The following is a 21,821-nucleotide window of genomic DNA, read 5'->3' as shown; positions in this document are numbered from 1 at the left end:
GGTCAGCGCCATCGAGTGCTGACTCGTGATTGCCCGGCGACTCCGTCACTGCCCCGCGATGGTGCGCAATGCGCCGAACGGTGGTGTGACTCAATAGTCACTGTAGGAACCGTTCGTCTGTTACTGAAGGGTGTGTCCTGCGGCACGGGGTGACATCCGCCGACACCATCAGTGCTACCTAAGTCCCCAGGGCCCTGCAGACGCGGGCTCTGGCGGTCGCAAACAGAAAGCTTCTGTCGCTCTCGCCTAGGCCCGCTGGCACGGGCCTTGGATGTATTCGACTGTTTTTAATTGAATGACCAATCAAGTTAGGCACGGCCTTTGCCTATATTTGGTATTCCCTGGTTTCGCAGTACCAGGCCATAAGAAAAAGCCTCGAAACGGGGCTCCGCTCCTTGCCTAGCCTGAGGGTTTCACTGATGTCACAGTTCAACCAAGGGGCTCAACCCCAGAACCGTGTTCCCCAGTCCATCGGTTTCCTGCTGCTGGACAACTTCACCCTGATTTCCCTGGCGTCCGCGGTAGAACCGCTGCGCATGGCCAACCACCTCTCCGGTCGTGAACTCTACCGCTGGTACACCCTCAGCCAGGACGGCCGCCCCGTCAGCGCCAGCGATGGCCTGCAGATCACCCCCGACAGTGGCCTGGATAACGCGCCGGTCCTGGATGCCGTGATCGTCTGCGGCGGTGTCGACATTCAGCACAGCGTCAGCCGCGAACATACGCACTGGTTGCAGGTGCAATCCCGCCAGGGCCGTCAGTTGGGCGCCGTGTGCACCGGCAGCTGGGCGCTGGCCAAGGCCGGGCTGCTCGACGGCTTCGAGTGCAGCGTGCACTGGGAGTGCCTGGCCGCGATGCAGGAAGCCTTCCCCCGTGCCGGCATCAGTACACGTTTGTTCTCCATCGACCGTAACCGCTACACCTCGTCTGGCGGCACTGCGCCGATGGATATGATGCTGCACCTGATCGCCCGCGAGCACGGCCGCGAACTGGCTGCAGCCATCTCGGAGATGTTCATCTACGAGCGCATCCGCAACGAGCAGGACCACCAGCGCGTGCCGCTCAAGCACATGCTGGGCACCAACCAGCCGAAGCTGCAGGAAATCGTCGCGCTGATGGAGGCCAACCTGGAAGAACCCATCGACCTCGACGAGCTGGCCTGTTACGTCGATGTCTCGCGCCGCCAGCTGGAGCGCCTGTTCCAGAAGTACCTGCACTGCTCGCCATCGCGTTACTACCTCAAGCTGCGCCTGATCCGCGCACGCCAACTGCTGAAGCAGACCGCGATGTCCATCATCGAGGTGGCGTCGGTGTGCGGCTTCGTTTCGACCCCGCACTTCTCCAAGTGCTACCGCGAGTACTTCGGCATCCCACCGCGTGACGAGCGCGCCGGCCAGAATGCCAACGTGGTGGCGCTGATGCCGGTGCCGGACGAACTGGTGCGCAATCCTTCCACTGCCGGTGTGGCCCTGAGCCGCGCCCAGGGTGAGTCGACCTTCGCCAGCGTGCGGGTGGTCTAGGGGGCGCGCCTCGCCCGCCTTGGCGAATGGACCTGCAGGTTGAATTGGATTGCCTGTAGGGGCGAATTCATTCGCCAAGGGCAGCGAAGCTGCCCAATTCAGCTCCGAAGGGCGGACCTGCGGCCCGCTTGGCGATTGAAATCGCCCCTACAAGGCTTCGAATGATTTCGCTGCAATGAAAAAGGGCGCCTATGGCGCCCTTGTCGTTCCCGGGTATCGGCTTTCAGCGCGGCACCAGGGCCGGCAGCAGGGTGCGCGAAATCGCTTCGCGCACATTGGGCAGCAGGGTGGCGCTGCCGCCCAGCAGCTCTTCCACCAGGCGGCGCAGGGCCAAGGCGCGCTCCGGGCTCAGGCCGCTCACGGCCTGTTCGCAGGCCTGCTCGGCAGTGACGCCCGGCGGGATGCTGATACCCAGCGCCACCAGGCGCTCTCGAAAATCTTCCTGGTCGATCAGATCGGCATGCATCATCGCGCTATTCCTCCCAAATGGTGCCGCGCGGTCAGCGCAGCACACCTTCTTCCAGCAACAGTTTGAAGATAGCTTCGGCCCCCGTTTGCGGCGAGACGTCCTTGAGTACCTGGCCACCGCCTCCGGATGCCTTGGCGGTGGCTGCCTTCATCCGCTCGGCGCCGGTCTTGGCCTTGATCACCTTGAGCCGTTTGGGCCGTGGGCGGGCCGGTTGCAGCTGGGCCTCGGCGAACAATACATCCTCCACCAGCTCCACGTCTTCGGCCTCGATGCGACCACGGCGGGCAGGGCCGAATGCGCTCTGGCGTGCGGTAGGGGCGGCGTTGTCGACGCTGGCGACGAAGGGCAGGCGTACCTTCAACCGTCGGCGCTGGCCGCGGGGCAGAGCTTGCAGCACTTGAGCCACGCCGTTATCAACTTTTTCCACTTCGGCCAGACCCACCACCAGTGGCCAGCCCAGGCGTTCGGCCAGCAGGTAGGGCAGCATGCCTGAACCTTCGCCGGTTTCCGCCTGGCTTCCCGTGAGAACGAGCTGGGCGCCGCTCTCGCGGAGGAAGTCGCCCAGCGGCGGCAGGGCGTCGTCCTGCGCGCTCTGCTCGAGGACGATGAGTTCATCCAGGCCCATGCCCAAGTAGGCACGTAGGGCTTCCTCATGGGGGTTGCCGGCGTGGACCACGCGCAGACGCGGGCCGGCCAGGCGAAGGCCGAGTTCCACGGCGCGGGCGTCCTGGTCGGCTCGGCGTGCGCGGCCCGAGGTGGGATGCGCGCCGATGGAGACCAGGCTGACGATCTTCAGTGTGTCATGCGGCATCGCGTGCCCCTCCCTGACGGTATTCGGTGGCCAGCTGGATCAGGGCGGCAAGAATGGCGCCAGAGTCGCCAATCACCGAGAGGTCGGCGCGTTTGATCATGTCGCAGCCCGGGTCCATGTTCACCGCCACCACCTTGTCGCAGGCACCGATGCCCTGCAGGTGCTGGATGGCGCCGGAGATACCGACGGCCAGGTAGACCCGCGCGGTGACCCAGGTACCGGTGGCACCCACCTGGCGGTTGCGCGGCATGAAGCCGTCGTCCACCGCCACGCGGGAGGCACCTTCGGTAGCGCCGAGGGCCACGGCGGCCTCGTGGAACAGCTGCCAATCCTTGACCCCGTTGCCACCGGAGAGGATGAACTCCGCCTCGGCCATGGGAATCTGCGCCGGGTCCACGGCCACCGGGCCGAGGTCTTCGATGCGCGCCAGGCTGTGGGCGATGTTCGCTGCCAGTTCCAGCGGACGGGCTTCATGGCGGGTTTCGCTGACCGGCTCGGCGCATTCGGCAGCGGCGAGGATCAGGCGCGGCACAGCGCGCACCAAGTCCTCGCGGCCGGCACCGGCGCGGCCGATGGCCTGTTCGTTGGCGACCTGCCAGACGCGAGTGGCCGGGCGCTCGCCAAGTTTGGCGGCCAGCCGGCGGCCCAGTTCTCCGCCACCGGTGCGGCTGTCGGGCAGCAACCAGTGACGCGGGGCGAACTGGCTTTCCACCGCGCTCAAGGCCAGCACGCGCGCTTCGGGCGCATAACCGTCAAAGGCCTCGCCCTCGATGCGCAGGACGCGGTCGACGCCGGCGGCGTCGAAGGCCGCCTCCTTATCTTCGCCGAAGAGCACGGCGACCACCGCGCCGTCGTTGCCGGCCAGCTTGTTGGCCAGGCCCAGCAGGTCCTTGTCGTGGCTGGAGAGGCGGCCACCGACCATGTCAGGCACCACGCAGATGTGGAACGCCGGTTGCTCGACGACATGCAGCGGCAGCTGCACCACTTCGGTTGTAGCGCTGCGCTTGCCAGCGGTGCCCTGCTGGGCGCCGCTGCGGTCGATCCGTTTCAGGCCATTGGGGCCTATGAAACCGGCGGCAATCGTGTGTGGATTCTTGCGGATAATGCCGTTGGGACCCATCCAGCTCGTCTGTCCTTGCTGCTGCATGGCGGCATGCAGCGGGTGCAGGCGGTTGCGGGCGATCCACTCGGCACGCGGGTCGCGGCGGATGATGTCGCTCATGGGCGGACCTCCAATGGCGAGTGGGTATGCATCGTAGGAGCGAGCTTGCTCGCGAAGGGGATGATGTCGGCACGGTGCCGGTTCGCGAGCAAGCTCGCTCCTACACCTGCTGCCGGTGCTGTGCGTACCATCACGCCACCTCCACGGCAGCTTTAGCCGCCGACGGCTTTTTTGCTTCCACCGTTGTCTCGATCAGTACATCCGCCACCAGTTCGGCGATGTCCTTGATCTCCGGACGCGGCGCCACAACGCCTTCGAGCATCGCGGTGCACTGCGGGCAACCCACGGCCACCAGCTCTGCACCGGTTTCCTTGATGTCCACCATGCGCATGTCGGGTATCCGCTGCTTGCCGGGGATGTCGGTGATCGGCGCACCGCCGCCACCACCGCAGCAGCGTGAGCGGAAACCGGAGCGTTCCATTTCCTTCACTTCGATACCGATGGCCTTGAGCACGTTGCGCGGCGCCTCGTACTCACCGTTGTAGCGGCCCAAGTAGCAAGGGTCGTGGTAGGTCACGCTGCCGCCCTTGTGCTGGCCAAGGTTGAGGCTGCCGCGCTGCATCAGCTCATCGATGAAGGTGCTGTGATGCTGGACCTCGTACTGGCCGCCCAGGGCGCCGTACTCGTTCTTCAGCACATGGAAGCTGTGCGGGTCGCAGGACACGATCTTCTTGAAGCGGTACTGGTTCAGCGTGGCAATGTTGCGCTTGGCCAGTTGTTGGAAGGTAGCTTCATCACCCAGGCGACGGGCCACGTCACCGCTGTCACGTTCTTCCAGGCCGAGCACGGCGAAATCGACATTGGCGGCTTTCAGGACTTTGACGAAGGCGCGCAAGGTACGCTGGTTGCGCATGTCGAAGGCACCATCGCCGACCCAGAACAGCACCTCGGCCTGTTTCTTCTCACTCATCAGCGGCAGGTTCAGGTCTGCGGCCCAGTTCAAGCGGCCGCCAGGCGCGAAGCCGCCAGGGTTGTCGGTAGCGATCAGGTTCTCCAGCACCTCGGCGCCCTTGTTCGGGGTCGCTCCCTTCTCCAGGGTGAGGTGGCGGCGCATATCGACGATGGCGTCGACGTGCTCGATCATCATCGGGCATTCCTCGACGCAGGCCCGGCAGGTGGTGCAGGACCAGAGGGTCTCGGCGGATACCAGCGCCTTGCCTTGCAGGGAGACGATCGGCTGATGCGGGCCACCGCTGTGCTCGCCCAGCGGGATGCCAGGGTAGGGGCTGCCGGCGAACTTGGCGTCATCACCACCGGCCAGACCGATGACCATGTCCTGGATCAGTTTCTTCGGGTTCAGTGGCTGGCCGGCGGCGAAGGCCGGGCATACCGCTTCGCACTTGCCACACTGCACGCAGGCATCGAAGCCGAGCAGCTGGTTCCAAGTGAAATCGGTGGGTTTCTCCACGCCCAGCGGGGCATTCGGATCAGCCAGGTCCAGCGCCTTGAGGCCGGTGGAGCGGCCGCCGCCGAAACGCTCGGCACGGCGGTGCCAGGCCAGGTGCAGGGCGCCGGCGAAGGCGTGCTTCATCGGCCCGCCCCAGGTCATGCCGAAGAACAGCTCGGACACGCCCCAGGCCACGCCAATGGCGAGGATACCGGCGAGGAACCATCCGCCGAAGCCTTCCGGCAGGATGCCGGCCACCGGCAGGGTGGCGATGAAGAAGCTCGCCGAAAACATCAGCAGGCTCTTCGGCAAGCGATTCCAGGGGCCTTTCGACAGCCGTGCCGGCGGGTTGCGCCGACGCTTGGCGACGAACAGGGCGCCGACGAACATCAGAACCGTGGCCGCCAGCAGGGCGAAGCCGAGGATCCGGCTGTGCAGGCCGAAGCCGTGCACGACGATCGCCAGCAGGGCCGACAGCACGAAGCCGCCAGCCGTGGCGACGTGGGTTTTGGACATGTACTTGTCGCGCTCGACCACATGGTGCAGGTCCACCAGGTAGCGGCGCGGCATCTTCATGAGGCCGCCGATCCAGTCGACCTTGGACGGTCGACCCCGGCGCCACATGAAGAAGCGCTTCAACGCGCCCAGCACGGCGAGTGCCAAGGCAGCGAAGAGCAGGATGGGAAGAAGGGTGTTCAGCATGGTTGGTCTCCTACCGGGACCTGAAAGCGGCACGGATAGCTCCCTCTCCCTCTGGGAGAGGGTCGGGGTGAGGGAAGCTTGGCGTTACTGGGAGTCCGTACCGGCCCTCGCCACCCCTCACCCCCGGCCCCTCTCGCAAAGGGAGAGGGGAGCGCTCATCAGAAGTCCTTGCACAGACGCAAAGCGTCGTAGATCGCCGCGTGGGTGTTGCGCTGGGCCACGCAGTCGCCGATGCGGAACAGCAGGTAGCCGTCGCCGGGCTGGCTAAGGCAGGGCTGCGGCTTGATGGCGAACAGCGCCTCGACGTCGATCTGGCCCTTGTTGCGCGAGCCCTGCTTGAGTGCGTAGTAAAGACCTTCGTCCGGCCGTACGCCGTTCTCGATGACGACCTGGTCGACCACGCGCTCTTCCTTGGCGCCGGTGTACTCGTTCTCCAGCACAGCCACCAGCTTGTCGCCCTCGCGGTAGACCTTCTCCAGCATCAGGTCGCCGGTCATGATCACTTCCTTGGGGTACATGCTGCGGTAGTAGGTCGGGAAGGAGGTCCCGCCCACGGCGATGCCTGGCTTGATGTCGTCGGTGACGATCTCAACCTGGGCGCCCTTGTCGGCCAGGAAGTCCGCGACCGACATGCCGCCGAACTCGCAGATGGTGTCGTATACGAGGACGTTCTTGCCCGGTGCCACGGTGCCATCGAGGATGTCCCAGCTGCTGACCACCAGGCCTTCTGCAGCCCCCCAGTGCTCGTTCTGCTCGATGAACGGGTGACCACCGTTGGCCAGGACGACGATGTCCGGGCGCACGTCGAGGATGGTGTCCGGGTCGGCCGCAGTGCCCAGGCGCAGATCGATCCCCAGGCGCGCCAGTTCCAACTGGTACCAGCGGGTGATGCCTGCGATCTGGTCGCGCTGCGGTGCCTTGGAGGCGGTGGTGATCTGGCCGCCAAGTTGATCCTTCTTCTCGAACAGGGTGACGTCGTGGCCGCGCTCGGCCGCCACGCGCGCCGCTTCCATGCCTGCCGGGCCACCCCCGACGACCACGACCTTGCGCTTCACGCCGGTGGTCTTTTCGATGATGTGCGGCACGCCCATGTATTCACGGGAGGTCGCGGCGTTCTGGATGCACAGCACGTCCAGGCCCTGGTACTGGCGGTCGATGCAGTAGTTGGCGCCGACGCACTGCTTGATCTGGTCGACCTGGCCCATCTTGATCTTGGCGATCAGGTGCGGGTCGGCGATGTGGGCGCGGGTCATACCGACCATGTCCACGTAGCCGCCTTCCAGGATACGGGTGGCTTGGTTCGGGTCCTTGATGTTCTGCGCGTGCAGGACCGGAACGTTGACCACTTCCTTGATGCCCGCCGCCAGGTGCAGGAAGGGCTCCGGCGGGAAGCTCATGTTGGGGATCACGTTGGCCAGGGTGTTGTGGGTATCGCAACCTGAGCCGACCACGCCGATGAAGTCGAGCATGCCGGTGTCGCTGTAGTACTTGGCGATCTGCTTCATGTCCTCGTGGGACAGGCCGTCCGGGTGGAATTCGTCACCGCAGATACGCATGCCCACGCAGAAATCGTCGCCCACTTCGGCGCGCACGGCCTTGAGCACTTCCAGGCCGAACTTCATCCGGCCTTCGAAGGTGCCGCCCCACTCGTCGGTACGCTTGTTGACGCGCGGGCTCCAGAACTGGTCGATCATGTGCTGGTGCACGGCGGACAGCTCGACGCCGTCCAGGCCGCCTTCCTTCGCCCGACGGGCGGCCTGGGCGTAGTTGCCGATCACCCGCCAGATCTCCTCGACCTCGATGGTCTTGCAGGTGGCCCGGTGTACCGGCTCGCGAACGCCAGAGGGCGACATCAGGGTCGGCCAGTTGAATCCGTCCCAGCGCGAGCGGCGGCCCATGTGGGTAATCTGGATCATGATCTTGGCGCCGTGCTTGTGCATGGCGTCGGCCAGATTCTGGAAGTGTGGGATGATGCGGTCGGTGGACAGGTTCACCGAGCTCCACCACTCCTGCGGGCTGTCGATGGCCACCACCGAGGAACCGCCGCAGATGGCCAGGCCGATTCCGCCCTTGGCTTTCTCTTCGTAGTACTTCACGTAACGGTCGGTGGTCATGCCGCCGTCGGTGGCATAAACCTCGGCGTGGGCGGTGGACAGCACACGGTTGCGGATGGTGAGTTTGCCGATCTGGATCGGCTGGAACATTGCTTCGAATGCCATTTCCCGAGCCTCGCCTTACAGAGGTTTGACGATGAACAGGCCATCGTCGTGGCCTTCTTCCGAGCCGCTGTACAGCTGCTCGGCAACGGTGCGCACGCTGCTGCCGCGGGCCTGGAGAATCTGGTCCATGGCGCCGGCGAACCAGCCGGTGAACATGTAGTCGACCTTGCGGCCGACCTTGCCGTAGACGTAGACGAAGGCGGAGTGCTTCAGGCGTACCTGGGCGGTGCCCTTGTCCAGGTCGATGGATTCGATCTGGAACAGGCCCCAGCCGCGTTGGGACAGGCGCTTCATGTAGTGTTCGAAGACCGCCACGCCGTCCAGGCCATGGCACTCGGCTTCTTTCTCGCACCAGTGCCAGGCGGACTTGTAGCCGGCCTTGTAGAGGATCTCGGCGTAACGCTCCGGGCCCAGCTCGGCTTCGATGCCCATGTGGTTGTTCACGAAGAAGTGGCGCGGCACATACAGCATGGGCAGGGCGTCGGTGGTCCAGACACCGGTTTCGCTATCAACTTCGATGGGCATTTCAGGGGCGTGTTTGGCCATGTTGTTCTAGCTCCGGAATTCGATTGGGCCCGGCTGTGGGCCGAATTAACCCCCTCTCCCTCTGGGAGAGGGTTGGGGTGAGGGTTTGGCCCCTCTCCGGGGGGAGAGGGGAGAAGAGCGCTTATTCGCCCCAGACGTCCTTGAGCACGCGTACCCAGTTCTCGCCCATCACCTTGCGCACCACGCGCTCGGGCATGCCGCGTTTCAGGAGGGTCTCGGTGAGGTTGGGGAACTCGCCCACGGTGCGGATGCCCAGCGGGTTGACGATCTTCCCGAAGTTGGTCAGGCGGCGGGCGTAACCCTTGTCGTGGGTCAGCCACTCGAAGAAGTCCTGGCCATGGCCCTGGGTGAAGTCGGTGCCAATGCCAATAGCGTCTTCGCCCACGATGTTCATCACGTACTCGATGGCTTCGGCATAGTCGTCGATGGTCGAGTCGATGCCCTTGGCGAGGAAGGGGGCGAACATGGTCACACCGACGAAGCCGCCGTGGTCGGCGATGAACTTCAGTTCTTCATCGGACTTGTTGCGCGGGTGTTCTTTCAGGCCGGACGGCAGGCAGTGGGAGTAGCAGACCGGCTTCGATGATTCGAGGATGACTTCCTCGGAGGTCTTGGAGCCGACGTGGGAGAGGTCACACATGACGCCGACTCGGTTCATCTCGGCGACGATCTCGCGACCGAAGCCGGAGAGGCCGCCGTCACGCTCGTAGCAACCGGTGCCGACCAGGTTCTGGGTGTTGTAGCACATCTGCACGATGCCCACGCCGAGCTGCTTGAACACTTCCACATAGCCGATCTGGTCTTCGAATGCGTGGGCGTTCTGGAAGCCGAAGAGGATGCCGGTCTTGCCCTGCTCCTTGGCCTTGCGGATGTCGGCGGTGGTGCGCACGGGGATCACCAGGTCGCTATTCTCGCGGATCAGCTTGCTGCTGGCGGCGATGTTATTCACCGTCGCCTGGAAGCCTTCCCAGACCGACACGGTGCAGTTGGCCGCGGTCAGACCGCCTTTGCGCATGTCTTCGAAGAGTTCACGGTTCCACTTGGCGATGATCAGACCGTCGATGACGATGCTGTCGGCGTGCAGTTCGGCTGGGCTCATCAGGCTGTCCCCTGTTATCCATGCGCCGAATCTTCTGCCGGCGCTTTGGGGGGAGCATATCCCTGGGGGATTCGGCGCTATCGCGCAAAAGCGACCGGGGTATTGCCGAAAGCGTCAAGCCGGTCGCGAATGGGCAAGCCGGGTTCGGAATGCAGATTGCTGCGGTGGGCGCGTGCCTTTGTAGGGGCGATTTCAATCGCCAAGCGGGCCGCAGGTCCGCCCTGGACTCACAAGGGGGGCAACTGCGTTGCCCTTGGCGAATGAATTCGCCCCTACAGCCCTCCGAACGCCAACCGCAGGTCCGTGCTTCTCCATGCATGTCCCCGTACCGCCTATAAAGAAGGAACGGGAGCCTGATTTCCCTCCCCGTCACCCGAAGTCGGTTTCAGGACGCGCAGGGTCGCTCGGGTGCAACCTCCGAACGCCGGGGATGGCAAGCTCCCCGAATGCCCCGGACCAAGCGCGCGAAGACGCCCGACCGTGGCGCAAGGACGGCGACCAGCAAGGCCACGCTTCCGTGATGTGGTGGTACGCCGCAGCCGACGACTTCCGGACGACCGGCGACGGCCTGCGTCGTCCGCGATGCTGAGGAATGCTGTATGCCTGACGAGACGCTTCACCTGCCTCTGATCCACAGCGTGCTGGAGCGCGAGAAGGACACCCCCGGTGCCCTCCTGCCGATCCTCCACGCCATCCAGGAAGGCGCCGGGTACATCCCGGAAATCGCCATTCCCGAAATCGCCCATGCCCTCAACCTCAGCCTGGCCGAGGTGCGCGGGGTGATCAGTTTCTACCACGATTTCCGCACCACGCCGCCGGCGCGCCATACCTTGCGTCTGTGCCGTGCCGAGTCCTGCCAGAGCATGGGCGCCGAGCGCCTGGCCGCGCAGCTTCGCGAGCACCTGGAGCTGGACGACCACGGTACCAGTGCCGACGGGCGGATCAGCCTGCGGCCGGTCTACTGCCTGGGCGCCTGCGCCTGCTCGCCGGCGCTGGAACTGGACGGCCAGTTACACGCGCGGCTCACCCCCGAGCGTCTGAGTGCGCTGGTGAACGACTGCCTGGAGGATGGGTCATGCTGAGGCTGTGCATCCCCTGTGATTCCGTTGCCCGCGCTGTGGGCGCTGACGACGTGGCTGAAGCCCTGGCCCGCGAGGCCGAGCGGCGTAACCTGCCGTTGGAGCTGCATCGCACCAGTTCCCGTGGCCTCTACTGGCTGGAGCCGCTGCTGGAGCTGGAAACCGCCGAAGGCCGCCTGGGCTTCGGTCCGCTTACGGCGGAAGACGTGCCCGCCCTGCTGGACGCCCTCGCCGGTGACGCCTCTACCCATCCGCTGGCCCTGGGGCCGGTGGAGGAGATCCCCTACCTCAAGAGCCAGCAGCGCCTGCTCTTCGCCCGCGCCGGAATCACCCGGCCGTTGTCCCTGGAGGACTACCTGGCCCATGGCGGCTACGAAGGCCTGGCGCGCGCCATCGCGCTCGGCGGCGAGGAAATCGTCGCCGCGGTGCTGGATTCCGGCCTGCGTGGCCGGGGTGGCGCGGCCTTCCCGGCCGGCATCAAGTGGCGCACCGTGCTCGGCGCCGCCGCTGAACAGAAATACGTGGTGTGCAACGCCGACGAAGGCGACTCCGGCACCTTCGCCGACCGCATGCAGATGGAAGGCGACCCCTTCCTGCTGATCGAGGGCATGACCATCGCCGGCCTCGCCGTCGGCGCGACCATGGGCTACATCTACGTGCGCTCCGAGTACCCGCAGGCTGTGCAGACCCTGCGCGCGGCGCTGGATATCGCCCGCGCCGCCGGCTACCTCGGCGCCGATGTGGACGGCAGCGGCCGCGCCTTCGACCTCGAAGTGCGTGTGGGTGCCGGAGCCTACATCTGCGGCGAGGAAACCGCGCTGCTGGATTCCCTCGAAGGCAAGCGCGGCGTGGTTCGCGCCAAGCCGCCGCTGCCGGCGCTGCAGGGCCTGTTCGGCCTGCCGACCCTGGTGCACAACGTGCTCACCCTGACCTCGGTGCCGACCATCCTCGCCCGTGGCGCGAAGTTCTACCGTGATTTCGGCATGGGCCGCTCGCTCGGCACCATGCCCTTCCAGCTGGCCGGCAATATCCGCTACGGCGGGCTGGTGGAGCGGGCCTTCGGCCTGACCCTGCGCGAGCTGGTGGAAGACTACGGCGGTGGCACCGCCAGTGGCCGTCCGCTGAAGGCCGCCCAGGTGGGTGGACCGCTGGGCGCCTGGGTGCCGCCTGCTCAATTCGATACGCCGCTGGACTACGAAGCCTTTGCCGCCATGGGCGCGATGCTCGGCCACGGCGGCGTTGTGGTGGCCGACGACAGCCTGGACATGGCGCACATGGCGCGCTTCGCCCTGCAGTTCTGTGCGGAAGAGTCCTGCGGCAAGTGCACGCCCTGCCGCATCGGCTCCACCCGTGGCGTCGAGGTGGTGGATCGCCTGCTGGCGGCCAAAGACGCCGCCGCGCGGGACGAGCAGGTGATCCTGCTCAAGGACCTTTGCGACACGCTGACCTATGGCTCGCTCTGCGCTCTGGGCGGCATGACGTCCTACCCGGTGACCAGCGCCCTCAAGCATTTCCCCGCCGACTTCGGTCTGAAGACCCCGGAGGCCGACCAATGATCAACCTCTTCGACCCCGCCAGCGACATCGACCTGGGCACCCCAGCCCGCGAAAGCGAGGTGCAGGTCAGTCTGAGCATCGACGGTCGCGAAATCAGCGTACCGGCCGGCACCTCGGTGATGCGTGCCGCCGCGCTGCTCGGTACCACCATTCCCAAACTGTGCGCCACCGACAGCCTGGAAGCCTTCGGCTCCTGCCGCATGTGCCTGGTCGAGATCGACGGCATGCGTGGCTATCCGGCTTCCTGCACCACGCCGGTGAGCGAAGGCATGGTCGTCCACACCCAGACGCCCAAGCTCGCCACTCTGCGCCGCAACGTGATGGAGCTGTACATCTCCGATCACCCGCTGGACTGCCTGACCTGCTCGGCCAACGGCAACTGCGAGCTGCAGACGGTCGCCGGCCAGGTGGGCCTGCGCGAGGTGCGCTACGGCTACGATGGTGCCAACCACCTGGACGAGCAGAAGGACGTTTCCAACCCCTATTTCGACTACGACCCGAGCAAGTGCATCGTCTGCAACCGCTGCGTACGCGCCTGCGAGGAAACCCAGGGCACCTTCGCCCTGACCATCAGCGGCCGTGGCTTCGACTCGCGGGTGAGCGCGGCCGGTGGCGAGAATTTCCTCGACTCCGAATGCGTGTCCTGCGGCGCCTGCGTGCAGGCCTGCCCGACCGCGACGCTGATGGAAAAGAGCGTGGTCGAGCTGGGCCAGCCGGAGCGCAGCGTCATCACCACCTGCGCCTATTGCGGCGTCGGCTGCTCCTTCCGCGCCGAGATGAAGGGCGACCAGTTGGTGCGCATGGTCCCGGACAAGAACGGCCAGGCCAACCACGGCCATTCCTGCGTCAAGGGACGCTTTGCCTGGGGCTACGCCACCCACCCGGATCGCATCACCAAGCCGATGATCCGCAAGCACATCGACGATCCCTGGCAGGAAGTCAGCTGGGACGAGGCGGTGACCTACGCGGCCAGCGAGTTCCGTCGCATCCAGCTCCAGTACGGGCGCGACTCCATTGGCGGCATCACCTCCAGCCGCTGCACCAACGAAGAGACCTACCTGGTGCAGAAACTGGTGCGTGCCGGCTTCGGCAACAACAACGTCGACACCTGCGCCCGTGTCTGCCATTCGCCCACCGGCTATGGGCTCAAGCAGACTCTGGGGGAATCCGCTGGCACCCAGAGCTTCGACTCGGTGATGCAGGCCGACGTGATCCTGGTGATCGGCGCCAACCCCACCGACGCCCACCCGGTGTTCGGCTCCCAGCTCAAGCGGCGCCTGCGTGAAGGCGCGCGGCTGATCGTCATCGACCCGCGGCGCATCGACCTGGTGGACTCGCCCCACGCCCGCGCCGAGCTGCATCTGGCGCTGCGTCCGGGCACCAACGTGGCCATGCTCAACGCCCTGGCCCATGTGATCGTCACCGAAGAACTGGTCAAGCAGGACTTCGTCGACGCGCGCTGCGAACCGGCGGACTTCGCCCGCTGGCGCGACTTCGTCGGCAAGCCGGAGAACTCGCCGGAGGCCATGGGGCCGGTCTGCGGCGTGTCGCCCGATGACATCCGCGCCGCCGCCCGTCTCTACGCCACCGGCGGCAACGCGGCCATCTACTACGGCCTGGGTGTCACCGAGCACAGTCAGGGCAGTACTGCCGTGATGGGCATCGCCAACCTCGCCATGGCCACCGGCAATATCGGCCGCGAAGGTGTCGGCGTGAACCCGTTGCGCGGGCAGAACAACGTCCAGGGCTCTTGCGACATGGGCTCCTTCCCGCATGAATTGCCGGGCTACCGCCATGTCTCCAACGACACGGTACGCGCCCAGTTCGAGCAGGCCTGGGGTGTGACCCTGCAGCCCGATCCGGGTCTGCGCATCCCCAACATGTTCGAGGCGGCCCTCGGTGGCACCTTCAAGGCGCTGTACTGCCAGGGCGAGGACATCGCCCAGAGCGACCCCAACACCCAGCACGTCACCGCGGCCCTTTCGGCCATGGAGTGCGTCGTGGTGCAGGACATCTTCCTCAACGAAACCGCCAAGTTCGCCCACGTCTTCCTGCCGGGCAGCTCCTTCCTCGAGAAGGACGGCACCTTCACCAATGCCGAGCGGCGCATCTCCCGCGTGCGCAAGGTGATGGACCCGCTGGGCGGCAAGGCCGACTGGGAAGCCACCCAGTTGCTGGCCAACGCCCTGGGTTACCGCATGGACTACAAGCATCCGTCCGAGATCATGGACGAGATCGCCCGGCTGACGCCGACCTTCACCAAGGTCAGCTATGCCGAGCTGGACCGTCACGGCAGTCTGCAATGGCCGTGCAACGAGGCCGCCCCGGACGGTACCCCGACCATGCACATCGAGGAATTCGTGCGCGGTAAGGGTCGCTTCATGCTCACCGGCTACGTGCCCACCGAGGAGAAGGTCAACAGCCGCTACCCGCTGCTGCTGACCACCGGGCGTATCCTCAGCCAGTACAACGTCGGTGCGCAGACCCGGCGCACCGACAACGTCGCCTGGCATGAAGAGGACCGCCTGGAAATCCATCCGACTGACGCGGAGAGCCGTGGCATTCACGAAGGTGACTGGGTGGGTGTGGGCAGTCGCGCGGGGCAGACGGTGCTGCGCGCCCGGGTCAGCGAGCGAGTCGCGCCGGGGGTGGTGTACACCACCTTCCACTTCCCTGAATCGGGGGCCAACGTGATCACCACCGACAACTCCGACTGGGCCACCAACTGCCCGGAATACAAGGTCACCGCAGTGGAGGTCACGCGGGTCTATCAGCCTTCCGAATGGCAGAAACGCTATCAGGAGTTCAGTGACGAACAGCGGCGCTTGCTCAAGGAGCGCCGTAGGACCGAGAAAGCCGAGGTACGCCGATGAGCACCGACAACCTGATCAAGATGGCCAACCAGATCGCCCAGTTCTTTGCTACCGAACCGGACAAGGACCAGGCGGTGAAGGGTGTCCGTACCCACCTGCAGAGCTTCTGGACTCCGGCCATGCGAATCGAGCTGATGGCCTGGCAGGTGGAGCACCATGGGGAGAACCTGCACCCCCTGGTGCAGGAGGCGTTGGCGGAGCAGGGGAGGGCGGTATAGCAAGCGGTTGGGCTATTCCTTGTAGGGGCGAATTCAATGGCGCTGTCTGCGTTAGCTGTTGCGAGAGACTTACCAGCGTGCCAAGAGCCTTGTAGGCGCTGGCTTGCCAGCGAAACGGGGCCATTCGCTGGCAAGTCAGCTCCTACGGGCAACGCCGCTGCTTGCAACACGTCATGCAGACAGAGCCAATTTATTCGCCAAGGGCAGCCTGGCTGCCCCCTGCAAGGTTTCAGGGCCGACCTGCGGCCTGCTTGGCGAATGAATTCGCCCCCACAGGTTCCTGATCCGGGTGTTCATGCCGGTCCTGGCTCGGGCGAGTGGCGAACCGCGTGCGGTAGGCGCGGGAGAAATACGAAGAGGATTCGAAGCCGCAGGCCAGAGCCACTTCCAGCACACTCATGTCGGTCTGGCGCAGCAGTTGGCGGGCCTTGTCCAGACGCAGGCCGAGGTAGAAGTTCGACGGCGTTTCCTTCAGGTGCAGACGGAAAAGCCGCTCCAGCTGGCGTGGAGTCACGCTCACCAATTCGGCCAGTTCGCGTGAGTTCAGCGGCGTTTCGCTGTGTCGCTCCATCTCTCCGATCACCTGCACCAGTTTCTTGTTATGCACGTTGAAGCGGCTGGCGATCTGCATGCGCTGGTGGTCCTGCTGGGTGCGGATGCGACCCAGTACGAACTGCTCGGAGACCTGCAGCGCCAGGGCTTCGCCGTGGCTGCGGGCAATCAGCGTGAGCATAAGATCGAGACTGGCGGTGCCGCCGGCGCTGGTGATGCGCCGACCATCGATTTCGAAGAGTTCCTGGGTGACGCAGAGCGCCGGGTAGCGCTCGTGGAAGGCTTCAATGGCTTCCCAGTGCAGGGTCAGACGTTGGCTGGTGAAAAGTTCGGCCTCGGCCAGCACGAAACTGCCCGTGTCGATGCCACCCAGTCGCAGCCCCTCGCGTTCGGCCCGGTTGAGCCAGTGAGCCAGGCGCGGACCGAAGCTGGCCAGGGGATCGAAACCGGCCACCACGAACAGGCAATCGGCCTCGGGCGGCGCATCCAGTCCCCCATCCACGTTCAGTGACATTCCGTTGCTGCTCGGCACCGGGCCGCCATCCAGGCTCAGCAGGCGCCAGCGGTACAGCTCGCCGCGAAATCGGTTGGCAACCCGCAAGGGTTCCACCGCCGACATCAGGCCCATCATGGAAAATCCTGGCAACAGAAGGAAGCTGAAGGTCTGGGGCATGGGCGCTTTCCGCGAAGGCGATAACGCACTAAAAGGCACTGTGCCCATGCGTGCAAGAAAGGTGGTCGTTCCTGTTCAACAGGTAGTCGTTTTAGTTCGAATCGGGCGCTTCGGCGCTGCGTAATTTGTGTCCATCGGGTTGAAGTGGCGCCCGAAAACGGAAGGAGTCGCCCCCGGCTCCTGCACAACAACTACATGAACCGTTTGGCCGCAAGGGGAGCATCAATGAAACGTCTTACTGCATTCGCTGGTTGCTGTTTGTTCGCCCTCTCCAGTTCCGCCGCATTCGCCGCCGAAGACGCCAGTTGCCAGAAAATCCGCGTGGGTGTGGTCGGCTGGACCGATGTCGTCGCCACCACCGCCGTCGCCAACGAGTTGCTCGGCAGCCTGGGCTATCAGACCACCCAGACCCAGGCATCGCAGCAGATCATCTTCGCCGGCATCCAGAAGAAGCAGATCGATGTCTTCCTCGGCTACTGGAAGCCGATCATGGACGACAACATCAAGCCGTTCCTCGAATCCAAGTCGGTCAAGGTCGCCAGCGAGCCTTCGCTGAGCGATGCCATCGCCGTACTTGCCGTACCCACTTACACTGCCGAGCAGGGGCTGCGCACCTTCGCTGATATCGCCAAGTTCAAGGATCAGTTGGACGGCAAGATCTACGGCATTGAATCCGGCTCCGGCGCCAATACCGCGATCCAGAAGATGATCGATACCAACCAGTTCGGCCTGGGTGGCTTCAAACTGGTGGAGTCGAGCGAGGCTGCCATGCTGACCGCAGTCAAGCGCGCGGTGAAGAACAACAAACCCGTGGTGTTCTTTGGCTGGAAGCCGCATCCGATGAACATCCAGATGCCCATCACCTACCTGACTGGCAGCGAGGGTGTGTTCGGCCCCAACGATGGCGCCGCCACCGTCTCCACTGTCAGCGCGCCGGACTTCGCCCAGCGCTGCCCCAACGCCGACCGCCTGCTGACCAACCTGCGCTTCACCAGCGCGCAGGAAGCGGAGCTGATGCAACCGATCATGGATCGCAAGGACCCGGCCAAGGTCGCCCGCGAGTGGCTGAAAGCCAATCCTGAAGTGGTCAAGGGCTGGCTCGCCGGTGTGACCACCTTCGACGGCAAGAGCGGCATAGACAGCGCTCTCGCTACCCTCAAGTAACGCAACGCCACGTGCGCGGTTCGCCGCGCGCGGTTTCCGATCGCCTCGCAGAAGGATGAAACAACCGTGAACTACGAAGTCATCGTCACCTGTGCAGTTACCGGCGCCGGCGATACCGTCGGCAAGCACCCGGCCATTCCCGTCACTCCGAAGGAAATCGCCGCTGCCGCCATCGAGGCGGCAAAAGCCGGCGCAACGGTTGCCCACTGCCATGTGCGCGATCCGAAGACTGGCAAGCCCAGCCGCGACGTGGCGCTGTACCGCGAGCTGGTTGAGCGCATCCGCGAGAGCGACACCGACATCATCATCAACCTCACTGCTGGCATGGGCGGTGACCTTGAGATCGGCAAGGGCGAACAGCCCCTGGAGTTCGGCACCGGTACCGACCTGGTCGGCCCGCTGGAGCGCCTGGCCCATGTGGAAGAGTTGCTGCCGGAAATCTGCACCCTGGATTGCGGCACCCTGAACTTCGGCGACGGCGACTTCATCTACGTCTCCACCCCGGCACAACTGCGTGCCGGCGCAAAACGTATCACCGAGCTTGGGGTCAAGGCCGAGCTGGAAATCTTCGACACCGGCCACCTCTGGTTCGCCAAGCAGATGCTCAAGGAAGGCCTGCTTCACGACCCGTTGTTCCAGATCTGCCTGGGCATCCCGTGGGGCGCACCGGCTGACACCACCACCATGAAGGCCATGGCCGACAACCTTCCCGCGGGCTGCAACTGGGCCGGCTTCGGCATCGGCCGCATGCAGATGCCCATGGTCGCCCAGGCGATGCTGCTGGGCGGCAATGTGCGCGTGGGCCTGGAAGACAACATCTGGCTGGACCGCGGCGTGCACGCTAGCAACGGGCAGTTGGTAGAGCGTGCCATCGAGATCATCCAGCGACTCGGCGGACGTGCCCTGACCCCGGCCGAGGGGCGCGAGAAGATGAACCTCAAGCGCCGTTGATTCCGAACCGTAGGGCGCATAGCCCGAAACTGACTATGCGCCGCGAGGGCTGACCGTAATGCTCTTCGTAGGAGCGAGCTTGCTCGCGAACTGGCCCCGCAGCGGACGCTTTTCGCGAGCAAGCTCGCTCCTACAGGCAATCACCTTTACCGCTGGAGTGCCACCATGTCCTTCGTCACACAGATCAAGACCTTCGCCGCCCTCGGCAGCGGCGTCATCGGCAGCGGCTGGATCGCCCGCGCCCTGGCCCACGGCCTCGATGTCATCGCCTGGGACCCGGCCCCCGGCGCCGAAGCCGCTCTGCGCGCCCGCATCGCCAACGCCTGGCCGGCGCTGCAGAAACAGGGGTTGGCCCCAGGCGCCTCCCAGGCGCGGCTGCGATTCGTCGAGACCATCGAAGAATGCGTGCGCGACGCCGACTTCATCCAGGAGAGCGCTCCGGAGCGCCTCGACCTCAAGCTCGACCTGCACGCGAAGATCAGCGCGGCGGCGCGCCCGGACGTGATCATCGGCTCCAGCACTTCGGGCCTCTTGCCCAGCGAGTTCTACGCCGACGCGGTGCACCCTGAACGCTGCGTGGTCGGCCACCCCTTCAACCCGGTCTACCTGCTGCCACTGGTGGAGGTGGTGGGCGGCGAGAAGACCGCACCGGAAGCCGTGCAGACCGCCATCGAGATCTACACCGCGCTGGGCATGCGCCCGCTGCATGTGCGCAAGGAAGTACCGGGGTTCATCGCCGACCGCTTGCTGGAGGCGCTTTGGCGCGAAGCCTTGCACCTGGTGAACGATGGCGTCGCCAGCACCGGAGAGATCGATGATGCGATCCGATTTGGTGCCGGACTGCGCTGGTCCTTCATGGGCACCTTCCTGACCTACACCCTGGCAGGCGGCAACGCCGGGATGCGCCACTTCATGGCCCAGTTCGGCCCGGCCCTGCAACTGCCCTGGACCTACCTGCCGGCGCCTGAACTCACCGAGACGCTGATCGACCGCGTGGTGGAGGGCACCTCCGAACAGCAAGGTTCGCGCAGCATCGCCGAGCTGGAACGCTACCGCGACGACTGTCTGTTGGCGGTGCTCGGTGCCATCAAGGACACCAAGCAACAGCACGGCTTCGCCTTTGCCGACTGACCTCGAGTCCATCCGCCACTCCGATCCAGCCCCCTCTCCCCTCTGGGGAGAGGGTTGGGGAGAGGGGCAAACCTGGAGCCATTGCATGCCCACCGCCCTGACCACCTACCGCACCGCCATCCTGCCCGACTGGGTGGACTACAACGGCCATCTGCGGGATGCCTTCTACCTGCTGATCTTCAGTTATGCCACCGACGCCCTGATGGACGAGATCGGCCTCGATGAACAGGGTCGCACCGCCACCGGCCACACGCTGTTCACGCTGGAATGCCATCTCAACTACCTGGCGGAAGTGAAGCTGGGAGCGGAAGTGGAAGTGCGGACCCAACTACTCGCCCACGACGCCAAGCGGCTGCATATCCACCATGGGCTGTATTTGTCGGGCGGGGAGGAGTTGCTGGCAGCCAGCGAGCAGATGTTGATGAACGTGGATGCTGAGACGTCGCGATCGGCGGCCTTTGCCTTGCCGGTAGGTGAGAAGGTCGAGGCGATTGCCGCAGCTCATTGTGAGCTGGCGCCGCCACGTCACGTAGGGTGTGTGATCGGGTTGCCGCCGCCTCGTTGAGGCTGCGGCTCCCGGAAAGGCGTGATGCTCAGGAATTGGGCACCACGTAGCGGCGGGCGAAGTCGATCAGGTCGACCTGATTGCGGGTCTTGAGTTTGTCCATCAGGCGGGATTTGTAGGTGCTGACCGTCTTGTGGCTGATGAACAGCTGCTTGGCGATTTCCTGGTTGTTCTTGCCATCGGCCAGGTTCTGCAGGACTGCCAGCTCGCGGTCGGAGAGGCTGTCGAGCAAGCGGCTGTCGCCGTCTTGCCCGGTCCGCGAGGCTTCCGGAAGGTGCACAGTGCTGGGGAACAGGCTGTAGCCGGAGAGCACCGAACGCACAGCGGAAATCAGGCTGAATGCCTGTTCCTGTTTGGACAGATAGCCCGTGGCACCTGCCTGGAGGCAGCGGTTGGCATAGAGCGACGCTGGCAGGGAAGTGAGTACCAGCAGTTTGAGATTGGAGTCCATGGCGCTGAGCCGTCCGAGGACTTCCAGTCCGTCGAGTTTGGGAATGGCGATGTCCAGGATGACCAGATCGGGTCGTAGCGACCGGGCCATGCTGAGGCCTTCGACGCCGCTTTCCGTTTCGCCGACAACCTCGTAGTCCTCGCGCTCCATCAGTACGCGAGTGGCAAAGCGGAGCATAGGCTGGTTGTCGATCAGCAATACCTTGTTCATCGGTCGGTTCTCCTCGTCAGGCTTCCCAATGAATACGGACGGCGCGCGCCTTCTGAAAGACGCCGTTGGGAGCACGGGTTGATCGAAGTTCGCTGGGTGCACCTGCCCGCCGGGGCAGGTTGTCCAACGCGTTTGGAGATGAAGGAAGTCAAGTTGGCTCGCTCTGAAAACTTCTTCAGAATTGAGCGAATCGTCTTCGGACTACTCCAATTCCTGCGCACCCAAATTCAACAGGTTTGAAACTCGTTGCTCCGTCAACTGGCGTGATTCGAAGCAATCAGTAGGTCCGCAGGGCCGGAAGTATATTGTTGGTTTTCCTTCTGATCGGTCGTTTAGGAACTTTCCTACAGACCCTGTAGGCGGCCCTCTCTGCCGCGATGGAGGTGCCACAAAAGGCTTCCACTTCGAATAAGGTTCTGATTG

At 64.7% G+C, this 21,821-nt stretch carries 19 protein-coding genes; 10 read left to right on the top strand and 9 right to left on the bottom strand.

All coding sequences use genetic code 11. The features are described 5' to 3' along the window. The first annotated feature begins 419 nt into the window (after positions 1-419). Positions 420-1,520 carry a choline metabolism transcriptional regulator GbdR gene (gbdR, locus tag AAHM40_RS22555; RefSeq protein WP_342246660.1) on the top strand — a complete coding sequence of 367 codons (1,101 nt, stop codon included), beginning with the start codon at positions 420-422 and terminating at the stop codon, positions 1,518-1,520. A gap of 223 nt (positions 1,521-1,743) precedes the next feature. Here the strand turns inward: gbdR and AAHM40_RS22550 are convergent, their stop codons facing one another. From AAHM40_RS22550 to AAHM40_RS22520, 7 genes are all read right to left on the bottom strand, one after another. Continuing rightward, positions 1,744-1,989 carry a hypothetical protein gene (locus tag AAHM40_RS22550; protein ID WP_028630518.1) on the bottom strand — a complete coding sequence of 82 codons (246 nt, stop codon included), beginning with the start codon at positions 1,987-1,989 and terminating at the stop codon, positions 1,744-1,746. A 31-nt stretch (positions 1,990-2,020) separates the two neighbouring features. Continuing rightward, positions 2,021-2,800: an electron transfer flavoprotein subunit beta gene (gene etfB, locus AAHM40_RS22545; RefSeq protein WP_342246659.1), complete on the bottom strand. Its 780-nt coding sequence runs from the start codon at positions 2,798-2,800 to the stop codon at positions 2,021-2,023. Beyond that, positions 2,790-4,022: an electron transfer flavoprotein subunit alpha gene (gene etfA / locus AAHM40_RS22540; protein WP_342246658.1), complete on the bottom strand. Its 1,233-nt coding sequence runs from the start codon at positions 4,020-4,022 to the stop codon at positions 2,790-2,792. Before etfA ends, etfB begins: the two co-directional genes overlap by 11 nt. 130 nt (positions 4,023-4,152) lie before the next feature. Then, the gene (gene dgcB, locus AAHM40_RS22535; protein ID WP_342246657.1) at positions 4,153-6,111 is read right to left on the bottom strand and encodes a dimethylglycine demethylation protein DgcB; all 1,959 of its coding nucleotides are present in this window, start codon (positions 6,109-6,111) and stop codon (positions 4,153-4,155) included. A gap of 158 nt (positions 6,112-6,269) precedes the next feature. Next, positions 6,270-8,330 (bottom strand): dimethylglycine demethylation protein DgcA, encoded by a 2,061-nt coding sequence (gene dgcA / locus AAHM40_RS22530; protein ID WP_137823423.1) that lies wholly within the window; start codon positions 8,328-8,330, stop codon positions 6,270-6,272. Positions 8,331-8,345: 15 nt separating this feature from the next. Continuing rightward, on the bottom strand, positions 8,346-8,876 hold the full coding sequence (locus AAHM40_RS22525; protein WP_342246656.1) for a DUF5943 domain-containing protein: 531 nt from the start codon (positions 8,874-8,876) through the stop codon (positions 8,346-8,348). A gap of 121 nt (positions 8,877-8,997) precedes the next feature. Then, on the bottom strand, positions 8,998-9,975 hold the full coding sequence (locus tag AAHM40_RS22520) for a dipeptidase (RefSeq protein ID WP_342246655.1): 978 nt from the start codon (positions 9,973-9,975) through the stop codon (positions 8,998-9,000). Between the two features lie 430 nt (positions 9,976-10,405). Between AAHM40_RS22520 and AAHM40_RS22515 the strand changes: the two genes are divergently transcribed. The 5 genes from AAHM40_RS22515 to AAHM40_RS22495 are packed head-to-tail and all read left to right on the top strand — an operon-like array spanning position 10,406 to position 15,701. Continuing rightward, positions 10,406-10,564: a hypothetical protein gene (locus tag AAHM40_RS22515; RefSeq protein WP_342246654.1), complete on the top strand. Its 159-nt coding sequence runs from the start codon at positions 10,406-10,408 to the stop codon at positions 10,562-10,564. A gap of 10 nt (positions 10,565-10,574) precedes the next feature. Next, the gene (locus tag AAHM40_RS22510) at positions 10,575-11,057 is read left to right on the top strand and encodes a formate dehydrogenase subunit gamma (protein ID WP_342246653.1); all 483 of its coding nucleotides are present in this window, start codon (positions 10,575-10,577) and stop codon (positions 11,055-11,057) included. Next, positions 11,051-12,610, top strand: a complete 1,560-nt coding sequence (locus tag AAHM40_RS22505; protein ID WP_342246652.1) for a formate dehydrogenase beta subunit — start codon at positions 11,051-11,053, stop codon at positions 12,608-12,610. Before AAHM40_RS22510 ends, AAHM40_RS22505 begins: the two co-directional genes overlap by 7 nt. Then, complete coding sequence (gene fdhF, locus AAHM40_RS22500) at positions 12,607-15,483, top strand: formate dehydrogenase subunit alpha (RefSeq protein WP_342246651.1); 2,877 nt, start codon at positions 12,607-12,609, stop codon at positions 15,481-15,483. The genes AAHM40_RS22505 and fdhF overlap by 4 nt, the downstream gene beginning before the upstream one ends. Next, positions 15,480-15,701, top strand: a complete 222-nt coding sequence (locus AAHM40_RS22495) for a formate dehydrogenase subunit delta (protein WP_137823420.1) — start codon at positions 15,480-15,482, stop codon at positions 15,699-15,701. The genes fdhF and AAHM40_RS22495 overlap by 4 nt, the downstream gene beginning before the upstream one ends. Before the next feature lie 229 nt (positions 15,702-15,930). On the opposite strand, the gene AAHM40_RS22490 is transcribed toward AAHM40_RS22495, so the two are convergent. After that, positions 15,931-16,926, bottom strand: a complete 996-nt coding sequence (locus tag AAHM40_RS22490; RefSeq protein WP_342246650.1) for a GlxA family transcriptional regulator — start codon at positions 16,924-16,926, stop codon at positions 15,931-15,933. Between the two features lie 225 nt (positions 16,927-17,151). Between AAHM40_RS22490 and choX the strand changes: the two genes are divergently transcribed. From choX to AAHM40_RS22470, 4 genes are all read left to right on the top strand, one after another. Continuing rightward, positions 17,152-18,090, top strand: a complete 939-nt coding sequence (gene choX, locus AAHM40_RS22485) for a choline ABC transporter substrate-binding protein (protein WP_342246649.1) — start codon at positions 17,152-17,154, stop codon at positions 18,088-18,090. A 66-nt stretch (positions 18,091-18,156) separates the two neighbouring features. Continuing rightward, positions 18,157-19,041, top strand: a complete 885-nt coding sequence (locus tag AAHM40_RS22480) for a 3-keto-5-aminohexanoate cleavage protein (protein WP_342246648.1) — start codon at positions 18,157-18,159, stop codon at positions 19,039-19,041. A 165-nt stretch (positions 19,042-19,206) separates the two neighbouring features. After that, positions 19,207-20,172, top strand: coding sequence for an L-carnitine dehydrogenase (locus AAHM40_RS22475; protein ID WP_342246647.1), 966 nt, complete (start codon positions 19,207-19,209; stop codon positions 20,170-20,172). An 85-nt stretch (positions 20,173-20,257) separates the two neighbouring features. Beyond that, positions 20,258-20,737 carry a thioesterase family protein gene (locus AAHM40_RS22470; RefSeq protein WP_342246646.1) on the top strand — a complete coding sequence of 160 codons (480 nt, stop codon included), beginning with the start codon at positions 20,258-20,260 and terminating at the stop codon, positions 20,735-20,737. Positions 20,738-20,765: 28 nt separating this feature from the next. Here AAHM40_RS22470 and AAHM40_RS22465 read toward each other — a convergent pair whose 3' ends face one another. Next, positions 20,766-21,398, bottom strand: coding sequence for a response regulator transcription factor (locus AAHM40_RS22465; RefSeq protein WP_342246645.1), 633 nt, complete (start codon positions 21,396-21,398; stop codon positions 20,766-20,768). Positions 21,399-21,821 lie beyond the last annotated feature (423 nt).

The sequence above is a fragment of the Pseudomonas sp. OTU5201 genome (assembly GCF_038440135.1).
GTDB classification, from domain to species: Bacteria; Pseudomonadota; Gammaproteobacteria; order Pseudomonadales; family Pseudomonadaceae; genus Metapseudomonas; species Metapseudomonas resinovorans.
Note: the sequence above shows the minus strand (reverse complement) of the source record. Positions and strands in the feature narration are given on the sequence as shown.